Annotated in this window: 13 protein-coding genes; 7 read left to right on the forward strand and 6 right to left on the reverse strand. The window is 61.8% G+C overall.

Features of this window, described 5'->3' with window-relative positions; translation table 11 throughout:
• From AVE30378_RS31810 to flhD, 6 genes are all read right to left on the reverse strand, one after another.
• The coding region (locus tag AVE30378_RS31810; protein WP_208742480.1) for an Hpt domain-containing protein at window positions 1–832 on the reverse strand (832 nt) is incomplete at its 3' end.
• 29 nt (window positions 833–861) lie between these two features.
• Window positions 862–1,242 (reverse strand): response regulator, encoded by a 381-nt coding sequence (locus tag AVE30378_RS31815; protein WP_129247103.1) that lies wholly within the window; start codon window positions 1,240–1,242, stop codon window positions 862–864.
• 2 nt (window positions 1,243–1,244) lie between these two features.
• A complete protein-coding gene (motB, locus tag AVE30378_RS31820) occupies window positions 1,245–2,234 on the reverse strand; it encodes a flagellar motor protein MotB (protein WP_129247105.1) in 990 nt (329 codons plus the stop codon).
• Between the two features lie 11 nt (window positions 2,235–2,245).
• On the reverse strand, window positions 2,246–3,121 hold the full coding sequence (motA, locus tag AVE30378_RS31825) for a flagellar motor stator protein MotA (RefSeq protein WP_129247107.1): 876 nt from the start codon (window positions 3,119–3,121) through the stop codon (window positions 2,246–2,248).
• 346 nt (window positions 3,122–3,467) lie between these two features.
• Entirely contained in the window at window positions 3,468–4,049 is a 582-nt protein-coding gene (gene flhC, locus AVE30378_RS31830; protein ID WP_129247109.1) for a flagellar transcriptional regulator FlhC, read from the reverse strand.
• A 33-nt stretch (window positions 4,050–4,082) separates the two neighbouring features.
• Window positions 4,083–4,406, reverse strand: a complete 324-nt coding sequence (gene flhD, locus AVE30378_RS31835; RefSeq protein WP_006219025.1) for a flagellar transcriptional regulator FlhD — start codon at window positions 4,404–4,406, stop codon at window positions 4,083–4,085.
• Window positions 4,407–4,839: 433 nt separating this feature from the next.
• Between flhD and AVE30378_RS31840 the strand changes: the two genes are divergently transcribed.
• The 7 genes from AVE30378_RS31840 to AVE30378_RS31870 all read left to right on the forward strand — a co-directional run bounded on the left by AVE30378_RS31840 (window position 4,840) and on the right by AVE30378_RS31870 (window position 11,831).
• Window positions 4,840–5,595, forward strand: coding sequence for an RNA polymerase sigma factor FliA (locus AVE30378_RS31840; protein WP_129247111.1), 756 nt, complete (start codon window positions 4,840–4,842; stop codon window positions 5,593–5,595).
• Window positions 5,596–5,950: 355 nt separating this feature from the next.
• Window positions 5,951–7,564: a flagellin N-terminal helical domain-containing protein gene (locus AVE30378_RS31845; RefSeq protein ID WP_129247113.1), complete on the forward strand. Its 1,614-nt coding sequence runs from the start codon at window positions 5,951–5,953 to the stop codon at window positions 7,562–7,564.
• Window positions 7,565–7,633: 69 nt separating this feature from the next.
• Complete coding sequence (locus tag AVE30378_RS31850) at window positions 7,634–9,013, forward strand: hypothetical protein (RefSeq protein ID WP_129247115.1); 1,380 nt, start codon at window positions 7,634–7,636, stop codon at window positions 9,011–9,013.
• Window positions 9,014–9,179: 166 nt separating this feature from the next.
• Window positions 9,180–9,773: a hypothetical protein gene (locus AVE30378_RS31855; protein ID WP_129247117.1), complete on the forward strand. Its 594-nt coding sequence runs from the start codon at window positions 9,180–9,182 to the stop codon at window positions 9,771–9,773.
• A gap of 150 nt (window positions 9,774–9,923) precedes the next feature.
• A complete protein-coding gene (locus tag AVE30378_RS31860; protein ID WP_129247119.1) occupies window positions 9,924–10,721 on the forward strand; it encodes a hypothetical protein in 798 nt (265 codons plus the stop codon).
• Between the two features lie 427 nt (window positions 10,722–11,148).
• Window positions 11,149–11,514, forward strand: a complete 366-nt coding sequence (locus AVE30378_RS31865; RefSeq protein WP_129247121.1) for a type II toxin-antitoxin system RelE/ParE family toxin — start codon at window positions 11,149–11,151, stop codon at window positions 11,512–11,514.
• Complete coding sequence (locus AVE30378_RS31870) at window positions 11,511–11,831, forward strand: helix-turn-helix domain-containing protein (protein WP_129247124.1); 321 nt, start codon at window positions 11,511–11,513, stop codon at window positions 11,829–11,831. The genes AVE30378_RS31865 and AVE30378_RS31870 overlap by 4 nt, the downstream gene beginning before the upstream one ends.
• Window positions 11,832–11,968: the final 137 nt, after the last annotated feature.

The following is an 11,968-nucleotide window of genomic DNA, read 5'->3' on the forward strand; positions in this document are numbered from 1 at the left end:
CGGGCGCTTCGGCCGGAGCCGGGGCCTGGACGGCGGCGGGCTCGGGCGCGGCGGCCGGGGCGTCGCCCGACGGCGCGGCCTCGCGGGCGATGCTCAGTTGGTCGCCGTCGACGATGAAGCAGCACACCGCCTCGATATCGTCCGGCGTGCAGGTGCTGTCCATCCACACGGTCAGGGCGCCGCCCGCGCGTTCGCTGGCCTTGACCGTGCCCAGATTGCCCATTTCCTCGAGCAGGGACGCGGCGTCCTTGTCGGACACCTTCGTGATCCGCACGCGCAGCGGCACGCTGCCCGCGTCCGCGACAGCCGCCTGCGGTTCGGGCTGCGCGGGGGCCGCCTGCACGGGCGCCGGGGCCGGCGCCGGGGCCGCAACCACCGGGGCGGGAGCCGGGACTGGGGCCGGCGCGGGGGCTGCCGCCGCGGCGGGGTCCTTATGCTCCAGCGCAAGCTGCCTCAACACGGCGCAAATACGCTCAAACACGGCGTCATCGGGCTCTTCGGAGGCCCTGTAGGCATCCAACTGGCTTTTGAGCACGTCTTTCGTTTCCAAGAAAATATCAATCATGTCCGTGCGCAGCGCCATTTCGCCGCGACGGATCGCATCCAGGAGGTTTTCAAGCAAGTGGGTCGTGCCCGCGAGCTGCGTGAAGCAGCCGAAGGTCGCCGCGCCGCCCTTGATCGAGTGGGCCGCGCGGAAGATTGCGTTGAGCTGTTCGATGTCGGGCGAACCCACATCCAGCTCGAGCAGCAATTGTTCCATTTGCGCGAGCAGCTCGTCCGCCTCGTCGAAAAAGGTCTCGTAAAACTGACTGAGGTCCAAACCAGAACTCATGACCCGTACGCCTTCATAAATGAACCTGCTTACGCGCCGGCCTGCTCATCGAGCAGTTCGGACGCCAATTCGACCAGCACATCGGGATCGACCGGCTTGGAAAGCCAGCCGCAAACGCCCAGATCCCGGGCTGCCATCTTGCTGTCCACGTCGTCTTCGGTGGTCAGCACCAGCACCGGCACGTCCAGATACTGATCGTCCTCGCGCAAACCCTGAATCAGCTCCAGGCCACCCATGACCGGCATGTTCCAGTCGCTCACCACCAGGTCCACCGGGTGGCGCCTGGCCATCTCCAGCGCCTCCTGGCCGTTGCCGGCCGTCAGAACCGTCCATCCCGCGCCTGCCAACGTCGCCTGGACGATCATGCGCATCGTCGCCGAGTCGTCCGCCACCAGAATCGTTGCCGCCATTGCTATCGAACCCCTTCGGCGGACGGGTTGCTCTCCGTTTCGCCTGGTTTGGTTGCCGTCGTGGCCTGGACCGCCGTTCGGGCCGCGTCCACTGCCGTCCCCACCTCGCGGGCATCCTTGGCCGAGACGTCCGCGGCGGCGGCGTTCTCGTTTTCGATGCGCCGCTGGGTGCTCTGATTGAGCACCACGAGGCTGATACGCCTATTAACGGCCGCATATGGATCATCTTTAACGAGGCTCATGCTCGAAGACAGACCCTGGATGCGCATGACCTTGCTTTCGTTCATCCCGCCGGCCACCAATTCCTGCCGCGACGCGTTCGCGCGGTCGGCCGAAAGCTCCCAGTTGCTGTAGGCGCGCTCGCCGCGCGCATACTGCGACGCGTCGGTATGGCCCGAGATGCTGACCTTGTTGGGCAGCTCGTTCAGGACCGGCCCCAGTTCCCGGAGGATGTCGCGCATGTAGGGCTGCACTTCCGCGCGGCCGGTGGCGAACATCGGGCGGTTCTGGTTGTCGATGATCTGGATGCGCAGGCCCTCGGTCGTCAGGTCGATCAGCAACTGCGGCCGGAAGCTCTTCAGCACCGGGCTGGTCTCGATGACGTTCTCGAGCCGCTTTTTCAGGTTTTCCAGGCGGTGCTGCTCGCGGCGCTCGGCGTCGCCCATGGGCTGGGCCTCGACCCGGTTGCCCTGCGCGCGGCGCACGTCGCCGTCGCTGCGCAGCGGATCCTGCCCGCCGCCGGGCACCGCGCTGGTCTCGGCCGAATTGCTGGGCCCGCCCGTGATGGCGACGCGCAGCGGCATGCGGAAGTACTCCGCGATCCCCTTGAGCTCTTCGCGCGGGACGACGCTGATCAGCCACATCACCAGGAAGAACGCCATCATCGCCGTGATGAAGTCGGCGTAGGCGATCTTCCAACTGCCCCCGTGGTGCGCGCCGCCCTTGCCCTTCTTGCGGCGGATGACCACACGGTGGTTGTTTACCGTGCTCATGGACAGCTCCGTCAGGCCCTGCCGGTCGTGGCCGACTTGGCTTGCCGGACGTGCTCTTCCAGCTCACCGAAGGTCGGGCGCACGGCCGAGAACAGCACCTTGCGGCCGAATTCCACCGCCAACTGGGGCGGGTAGCCGTTCATGCTGGCGAGCAGCGTGGTCTTGATGCACTCCAGGACCTTCATGGCTTCGTCGCTGCGGCGCTCGATGCGCGAGGCCATCGGCCCCACGAAACCGTAGGCCAGCAGAATGCCCAGGAAAGTGCCCACCATGGCCTTGGAAATCAGGTCGCCCAGGATCGCGGGAGGCTGGTCCACGGCGGCAAGCGCCTTGATCACGCCCAGCACCGCGGCCACGATGCCGAACGCCGGCAGCCCGTCGGCCATCTGGTGCAAGGCGCGCGCGGGGACTTCGCGCTCGTGGCGGTAGGTTTCGATCTCCTCGTCCATGAGCGTCTCGATTTCGAACGAACTCATGTTGCCGCTGATCATGATGCGCAGGTAGTCCGTGATGAACTCCATGAGCTTCGCGTCTTTGGCGATGCGGGGATATTCGCTGAAGATCGGGCTGGACTCCGGGTCCTCGATGTGCGATTCGATCGCCATCAGGCCTTCGCGCCGCGCCTTGTTCAGCAGCACGTACAGGAGCGCCATCAGCTCCATGTACACGTCCTTGCCGTAACGCGAGCTTTTCAGCGCGTCGGGCAGCGCCGCCTTCACCAGCATCAGCGACTTTTTGCTGTTGCTGGCAAGGAAGGCCCCGAAGGCCGCGCCGAAGATCAGCGTGAGCTCGAAGGGCTGGTAAAGCGCGCCCAGATGGCCGCCCAGCGCGATGAAGCTGCCGACGACCGACACGGACACCACGAGAAAACCGATAACAATCAACACATCAGGCCCCTGCCAACGAAGTCTAAGAATGCCCCCACGCCGCGCCTTCGGCTTGCTGCCCCCCAAGGGGGCTTTTTTGCCTTGGGGCGGCCCGGCGGCAAAAATGCCCCCACGCCGCGCCTTCGGCTTACTGCCCCCCCAAGGGGGCTTTTTTGCCTTGGGGCGGCCCGGCGGCAAAAATGCCCCCGCGCCGCGCCTTCGGCTTGCTGCCCCCAAGGGGGCGTTTTTGCCTTGGGGCGGCCCGGCGGCAAAACACCGGCGTCAATGATCCCCTGTTCCCCCCGGCCCAAAAAGGCGGGTTACGGGGAGTTTTCCAGGGCTTTTGATGTATTTGGAAACGCGCCGGTCAGGACCGGACGATGTTCGCGGCGGGCGCGGGGGGAGTGCCGGCGCGCGCCTTGGCCGCGGCGCGCGTCTTGCCCGCGCGGGGTGGCGGCCGGCAGATCGCGCACACGAAATCCGACTGGGGGTCGTGGGCGTGGGCGATGAAATGGCCGCCGCACTGGCGGCAGGCGGACAGTTGCAGCATGCCGCTGTCGAAGAAACGCACCAGCATCCAGGCCCGGGTGAAGCTCAGGACCGGCTCGGTCGATTCGGACGAATCCATGCCGGCGTTTTCGAGATAGAGGCGATAGGCGTCGATGGTGGCCCGTATTCCCTTGCTGCTGGTACGCGTGTTCAGGAACGAATAGACGTTGTAGAACAGCGACGAATGGATATTCGGCAACCAGGTCATGAACCAGTCGACCGAAAAAGGCAGCATGCCCTTGGGAGGCGAGCAACCGCGGATTTCGCGGTACAGGCGGGCCAGGCGGTCGTGGCTGAGGCTGGTTTCAGCCTCCAGCACCTGCAGCCGGGCTCCCAGCGTGATCATGGAACTGGCTAGCAGGATGTCGTCCGCTTCCTGGGATACGCTCTTGGAGGCCATTACACGGGTTTCCGAGTGGAATTCATCAGGCCGTCAGGCCAATTCTTCGACAGGTTGCTTGGCCAGCAGGATCGTTGCGTGCGCTTGTTGCAGCGCACCACCCAGGACGTCGTGGGTCAGCGCGGACAACAGGCTGTAGTCATCGAAGCGGAAACGGCACAGCAGCGAGCTGGAGCTGGCCAGCTTGACCAACTGGGCCGGAGAAAGGCGCATCAAAATGTCGGCGACCTCGTTACTGAACCCCAGGCGGAACATCGACGCGGCGTAATCATCGCGAAGCATGCGCTGGGCTAGTAACAGATATGACAAATTGACTTCGCGAATGTCTGCCAACAACGAATTTTCGACTTGTTGCACGCCCAACTCCCTAGTTCCGTTCCCGCCCACGGGGCTTCGATAAGCAAAATGTTCGGCAATCACCGTTGCCGTAGATCCAGACACGCCCTGCTTTAATGCGAAATGTATCATTTGTTCGCAATTTAAGTAAAATTTACCACAGGTGATGTCATTTTCTATGACTTATATGACAAATCTTTGTTGATGTTGCGCAACTTGCCTTTTTCGATACACCTTGACATAGAACTTTCTCACAAAATTTACGCCAATTAAGAAAACAAGCATTCAAAACATTGCGTACTTCGAGGAATGAAATAGGCGCCAATGTTCACAATGGCAACTTGCCGATCACTCAATTCTGTTTGCTTTAGCCTCCCCCGCGCGTTTGTCGACAATGTCGTAAATTGACAACATTCGGCGACGCGTCATGATGGATACCGCCCGACATTCCGCAATGCCCCACGCAGATGACAGCTTGGTCGAATATGCCCCGCTAGTGCGGAAGCTGGCCCTGCAATTGCTCGCCCGGCTGCCGGCCAGCGTCGAACTGGACGACCTGATACAGGCCGGCATGATCGGCCTGCTCGACGCCGTGCGGCGTTACCAGGAAACCGCCGACGCCCAATTCGAGACCTACGCCACGACCCGCATCCGTGGCGCGATGCTGGACGAACTCCGTGGCCAGGACTGGCTGCCGCGCAGCGTCCGCGCCAAGGCGCGCAAGATCGAACAGGCCATCCAGCAACTGGAGCAGCGCCTGATGCGTCCGCCCACCGAGGCCGAGATCGCGCGACAACTGGACATTCCCCTGGGCGACTACCAAACACTGCTGCACGACGCCCAAGGCGTGCAGATCGTTCACTACGAAGACTTCACCATCGAGCCCGACTCCGGCTCGGGCCAGGCCGACTGGTCGGCCACGCTCAGCCACGGCTCGGCCGACGGCAACCCGCTGGATTCCTTGTTGGCGGGCGACTTCCGCCAGGCGCTGATCCACGCCATCGACGCCCTGCCCGACCGCGAAAAACTGCTGCTGTCGCTTTGCTACGAGCAAGGCCTCAACCTGAAGGAAATCGGCGCCATCATGAACGTGACCGAAGCCCGGGTGTGCCAACTGCGCTCCCAGGCCACGGCGCGGATCCGCGCAAAACTGCGGGAGCAATCTTGGCAGGAACTGCCCCGGGAGGGGCAGATCGCGCAGGTAATTTAGTCCTATAGATGATGGCCCGCCCGTGTCAGACACCCCACGGGCCGACCTTCAGGCTGCACCGGCGCCCCCGGGTGTCTGACACCCACTCGCACCACTGCCTCTCTCTATAAGAAGAGACGTCAACGCCCCCTCTCCGAGACCGGCGTCGACCCGCGAAAGCGCCGGGCATCGGATGCCGGCAAGACCCAACAAGAATTTCGACTTTCGCGAAATCGCCCTAAAGATTGATTTGGGACTGCCGTAATCCTGGCAACGGAGGGATTCGTAGACGCAAGTAAACGAACTTTCCCGTTAACACCAGTGGGCGGCCTTGCTGCCCAGTTTGAAGAAGCTTTTCTCTCTTGGGAGCCTGAACATGGCTGCAGTTATCAACACCAACTATCTGTCGCTGGTTGCTCAAAACAACCTGAACAAGTCGCAATCGGCACTGGGCAACGCCATCGAGCGCCTGTCCTCGGGCCTGCGCATCAACAGCGCCAAGGACGACGCCGCTGGCCAAGCCATCGCCAACCGCTTCACGGCCAACGTGAACGGCCTGACCCAAGCCGCCCGCAACGCCAACGACGGCATCTCGATCGCCCAGACGACCGAAGGCGCGCTGAACGAAATCAACAACAACCTGCAGCGTATTCGTCAACTGACCACGCAAGCCGCCAACGGCACGAACTCCGATTCCGACCTGAAGTCGATCCAGGACGAAATCAAGCAGCGCCTGGACGAAATCGACCGCGTGTCGGGCCAGACGCAATTCAACGGCGTGAAGGTGCTGGCCGCCGACAATAAGTTGACCATTCAGGTCGGCGCGAACGACAACGAAACGATCACCATCGATCTGAAGGAAATCACTGCCGACAAGCTCGGTCTGGGTGATTTCAACGTGGCTAGCGGCTCCATCAAGTTCAGCGACAGCATCGCTACCAAGAGCGGTGCGGCTGCAGCTTCGACCAACATTAATGTTGGTACGGGTCAGAGTGGCGTGGGCTTGCAAGATGCCTTCGGCGCTACCTTCGCAGCTGGCTTTGCTGACGATGATGAAGCGGAGACATATCTCAATACCGTGGCGACAGCGGTCGACACCGGTGATACCACCAACGTCGGACATAAGGTCTTTAGCGTCAAGATCGATGGCGGCGATTACTTTGTTTCGCTGGATACAGATGCTACCAACCAGATTAACCTGCTGAAGCAAGATGGTGTGGGTGGCTACACGCAGGTGATGGTGGAAGGCAAGGGCGTCCAGGTTGCCGCGTTTGGCGGTAAGCTGACTGCTTTCACCAGCAGCGATGGAACCGCCGCCGGCGACGCCATCAAGGTCGATCTTACTGGCGGCGTTGACGGCGCCAAGCTGGGCAAGGCGCTTGCCTTCAACGATTCGAACCTGGTCGTGAACATCGGCGGCAAGAACGTCAATGTGTTTGAAATTGTGAAGGACGGTGTGGCTCAGGGCCAATACGGTGCCAAGACGGAAGATGGAACGGTCTATGCGGTCACTGTAAACGCCACGAACGGTGATGTCGACGTCGCCACTGACGCCGACGGCAACAAGGTCGAATATGTCCTGAAGAAAGACGGTAGTGCGGAAGCCATCCTGCGTGACGGCGATAAGGTCTTTTCGTTGACTGCGCTTCCGACCTACGGTGTCGACGCCGTCAAGGGCAATGAACTGTCCAAGGACGATCTGGGTTCGATGGCGACCGTAAATCCTCTGAAGAAACTGGACGATGCTCTGTCGCAAGTTGACCAACTGCGTAGCTCGCTCGGCGCGATCCAGAACCGTTTCGAATCGACCATCGCCAATCTGAACAACACGGTGAACAACCTGTCCGCCGCCCGTTCGCGTATCGAAGACGCCGACTACGCCACGGAAGTGTCGAACATGACCCGTGCGCAGATCCTGCAACAGGCTGGCACCTCGGTTCTGGCGCAAGCCAACCAAGTGCCGCAAACCGTTCTGTCGCTGCTGCGTTAATCACGTCGCAACGCCTGACGGTTGGGCGGGGCAGGCCGCAAGGCCTGCTCTACCCGCCTCGCGCACCAGGTGCTCGACACCTGGTCGAAGAACAAGCCGGCGCAAGCCGGCTTGTTTGCATTTGCGCCTTCCCGTTCCTCTCCGTCAAGTGTCAGAAATATGTCAGAACCCACATCTCTGCGTAATAACCGATGGTGGGAGAACTATGCGGTCCGCTATCTGGTTCCCACCTTGACCGGCATGATGTTCCTGCGTTGGTTGCAGATGACCACCAGAGGATTCTTCTTACCCATGTTGCCGGCTGCGGGAGACCTGACCGTGCCACACATATTCCAGAAGCTCGGTACGCCCGAATTGCTGGTGTGGGCAGGAGGAGGTTTTGCTTTTGCCTACCTGGCATCACTCCCTATCCTGGTGTTCCACGCCACGCGTTCGTTGGAAGCGACCGGACTGAGCAAGCCTCTCGGATCCTCACCATCGGCAATAATCAAATGGCTGGTGGTCGCGACCATAGGATTGGTGTTGGCCAAGCATTTCTACAACGGCTGGCCAGGGCTGGCGTTTATTGCCCTGTTCATCGTCGGCATATTCAGCCTCATGCAGTGCCGCCGGCTCCGGGCTTCGACACTGGGCCGGCTCCGGGCAGTCGACTATGCTCGGGCTATTGCACGCAACCGAGCATCATCCAACGATACCAGCCCCCGTCTCTGGATCGAGGAGTACGTCACGTCTTATCGCCATCTGCGGGAGCATGGCAATGCCGCGTTCATCCTTCTGCTGCAGGCCGTCCTGTGTACGCTAGTGTATATCTGCCTGACCACCTTTCCTGGCTACGAGAACTGGACATGGGATACCTCGCGCGAAGGCCAATGGGTCGCCTATGCCGTCTGCTTTCTGTTGCTTGTCCTGTGGGTCGCCCCGTCGGTAAAGGTCCATCAGCTTAGCCCACAACTGGAGGCACATCTTGCCACCGGGTCCAGGCTGACTCACCCTGAAGCGCCCGTCGCGCCATCTCCCCCGCCGCGGATTACCGATCAATTGGTGAAACAACCCGCCACCGAGCCTTCCGCCCCCAAGGCATCCAACACCCGATTGCTGCTGCGCACACTGAAGACCGTGTCGCAATACTCGCCCTGGCTGCTACCGTTGGCATTCTGCCCCCCCATCCTGCTGCTGTGGTTCCACCTCCAGAATTTGCACTATCCCGTGCTGCTAATGTCCGCTATAAGCAGCTCAGCAGGTTTGGGCGCCTTATTGCTGTTGGGGGGGCTGGTGTGGCTGCTATGGGTTCTGAGCCTGGCGTGCCCGTCGCTGCTGGTTGCCATGAGCGCATCGCTGTACCAGCCGGGCAAGGTCCCCGCCCGACTCGTGTATGCCTGGATATTGGTATGTGTGTGCGCAGCAGGCTGGAGCTTCACTGCGATACAGTTGACCGAGACACTGCCCTAGTGGATGTTCTTTCTTGTATACGCCATTCTGGCACTTCCGATCGGACTTGCCGCCTGGAGCAGCCCCCCCCGCCCCGCTCAGCCCGCCGCGCAACAACGTTGTCGAACGATTTCGGGCCTTGGGGTCTGGCGTTGCCTTTTTTCTCATCGCATTCCTGGCACTTTGCTTGCTCCTGCTGCCGCTGTACCTGATGAGCCGCGCCTACGGCAAAGAACCTGACAGCATCATCCTCGTCACAGGCGTAATCGGCTTCGCCTTTTTGGGCGCCTTGGTACCAGGAATTATCTTCGCCTGGAGCAACAAAGAAAATGTGCAAAGAAGCCGCGCCCCGATGTCCGCCACCGGATTCGCTGCCCTCCTGCTTGTCCCACCGCTGCTGTCAACCATGCACCTTACCGCGATCCAAAAGCAGCTCAGCTATCTGACCCTGGCTGCCGCCGGGATCGTGGACAAGGGCGGGCCGTCCGCAAGCCCCAAGCTCTTTCGCCTTCCGGACAAATGGAGTGATCATGATCGGCTACTTACCGCAGGCTTCCCTCCGTTGAACGAATGCGCCGCAACGGACGCCTCTTCGCCGAAGGCATCCGCATGGCTATGCGGATACACGAACTTTGCGTTCGGCAGCACGCAATTGATCTGCGACAAGCCCTATGCGGACGAAAGCGGTGGATATGTGGATGCGCCATTGACTTGCCTCGTATTTGCCGGCAACCAGATCATCAATCTGGTGAATTTGCCCAAGCCTGGACCTACCCACTAGCCGGGCAGAGTTCGGACGGATGGGCAGGCCCTCTCTCTCAGATCAAGCGAGCGTGGAAGGTGGCTTTTTGCCACCTTCTCTCTTTTTTGAAACACCGCCCCCCCATTCATAATTGCCTCCGCACGATTTTGTATCTATAGTTTTCTTAATATGACCGCGACGCCTCCCGATCCACTCGCTACGCAGCACGGCAGCACCCCGGATCCAGACCCTCAGGCGCCGCTGGACGAGCAGACTTTACGTCTGCAGGAAGAAAACCGCGCCTTGCGCGAACTGCTGGCCGCCCAGGCGCAGGCCGCGCTTCCCTCTCATCGGCCCGGCCCGCTCCGGCAGATGTGCTGGTGGCTGATTTCCGCGCCCGGCGCGGCGCTGGTCGGCTGGCGGACCCTGCTGGGCCGCGACGGAGGGCGGCCGATAACCGGCAAGCGCGTGGGCTATGCGACCTTGACCGTGCTGTATACCTTGGCGATCTACGGTGCGCTGGTGCTGCTGGTCGTGTCCTGGAATTCGCCGAATACGGCGCGTTCCGGCGCCGCGGCGGCGGGGCCCGTGCGGGTGCCGTTGCTGCCATGGGTGCCGTCGCCGCCCACGGGAGACGATGCCCACCAGCCACCCGAGGCGGATCCTTCGCCCGCAGCGGCCCCCGGCCCTGGGCCCGGCGCGGTTACGCAGCCGGAGCCCGTTCCGGCCGAGGCGCCGCCCGTTCCTGCCTCGCCACCGGGGCACGCGGCCATGCCGGGTTCGCCCGCGCCGCAGTCCACCTTGCGCGTCACCGAGATTGCCGCGCAGGATCCCTTGGGCTGGGTGGATGCGCTCAAAAGCGAGTTGGCGCGTTGCGCGCAACTGGGCTTTTTCGAGCGGCCGGATTGCGCCTGGACCGCCCGCGAGCAGTTCTGTGAACCGCATCGTGCCTGGGGCACGGTCAGGGAATGTCCGAGCCGGCCTTGACGGGGCAAGTGCTTGGGCGCGCCGTTATGCGGGTCGGACTGGCGGTTTCTCGCTGGTGTCTGACACCCGGGAAGACCGCTACGGTTCGTGGCGATCGCCCGTAAGGGTGTCAGACACTGGACATCGCCGCCATTTCCGTCTGCGTAACTGCGGACGCGAGCATGCGTTCAGTGTCTGACACCCTTACGGGGAGACGCATCAATCCGCGATGGCGTTACCGGGTGTCAGACACCCGCCCGCCCACGCCTCAGAGTGCCAAAAACACCCCGACCAGCCTCTACGTACGGTATCGAGCGCCTATCCTGGACAGCATTCTGTCCATTCGCGCTGCCATGGCAAGACCTCCCCGGATTCTGATCGCTCATTCGTCCTACTGCATTGCAGGCCGCCTGCGTTGCGCGATACTTGCCTCCATACCTGAACAGGTATAATCTTGACACGCAAGCTGCTGTACTGGGAAGGGTCCTCAAAAAAGGACTTCAAAAAATTCCCCATCGACGTCCAAAAGGACATGGGAGTGGCTCTGTTCGTCGTCCAGTTGGGCGGCACACCGGACTCGGCGAAACCCTGGAAAGGGCTCGGCCCTGGCGTGTATGAAATGGTCGGAGATCACCGGGGCGACACCTTCAGGGCAGCGTATACCGTGCGAATCGGCGATGCAGTGCATGTGCTGCATGCATTCCAGAAGAAATCCAAGGCGGGAATCTCCACACCCCAGCCGGACGTCGAGCTGATCGCGAAGCGGCTGAGGCTTGTGTTGGCCCGGTACGCGGCAAATGGGAGAAATCCATGACACGCAATACCGCCCCTCGCGGCACTCGCAATGTTCTGCTGGATCTGGGCTTCGACGATGCAAAGGAACTGTCCGCCAAGGCAGCGCTCGCGCTAAAGCTCAATGAACTCATAGACAAGCGTGCCCTTAGCCAGACTGAAGCCGCTGCGGTCATCGGAATGACGCAGCCCAAGGTATCCCAGGTTCGCCGTTACCAGCTTCAGAACATTTCACTGGAACGCCTGATGCGGGCCTTGGTGTCACTGGATCAGCACGTCGAGATTGTGGTCGAACCGGCACGGCGCCCCCAAGCGCGCGGCATATCCGTCGCTGCCTGACGGTACACGCCCCAGCCCGGTGTCGGACACCCGTACGAGTGCCGTTGTGCGGGTCGGGCTGGCGGTTTCTCGCTGGTGTCTGACACCCGGGAAGACCGCTACGGTTCGTGGCGATCGCCCGTAAGGGTGTCAGACAC

This window comes from Achromobacter veterisilvae (assembly GCF_900496975.1).
In the GTDB taxonomy this organism is placed as follows: Bacteria; Pseudomonadota; Gammaproteobacteria; order Burkholderiales; family Burkholderiaceae_B; genus Achromobacter; species Achromobacter veterisilvae.

What these genes read in the sequence shown, in the direction of transcription:
- AVE30378_RS31815 (WP_129247103.1), bottom strand. Translation starts at nt 1,242, where the DNA reads ATGGCGGCAACGATTCTGGTGGCGGACGACTCGGCGACGATGCGCATG.
- motB (WP_129247105.1), bottom strand. Translation starts at nt 2,234, where the DNA reads ATGAGCACGGTAAACAACCACCGTGTGGTCATCCGCCGCAAGAAGGGC.
- flhC (WP_129247109.1), bottom strand. Translation starts at nt 4,049, where the DNA reads ATGGCCTCCAAGAGCGTATCCCAGGAAGCGGACGACATCCTGCTAGCC.
- AVE30378_RS31840 (WP_129247111.1), top strand. Translation starts at nt 4,840, where the DNA reads ATGCCCCACGCAGATGACAGCTTGGTCGAATATGCCCCGCTAGTGCGG.
- AVE30378_RS31845 (WP_129247113.1), top strand. Translation starts at nt 5,951, where the DNA reads ATGGCTGCAGTTATCAACACCAACTATCTGTCGCTGGTTGCTCAAAAC.
- AVE30378_RS31860 (WP_129247119.1), top strand. Translation starts at nt 9,924, where the DNA reads ATGACCGCGACGCCTCCCGATCCACTCGCTACGCAGCACGGCAGCACC.
- AVE30378_RS31870 (WP_129247124.1), top strand. Translation starts at nt 11,511, where the DNA reads ATGACACGCAATACCGCCCCTCGCGGCACTCGCAATGTTCTGCTGGAT.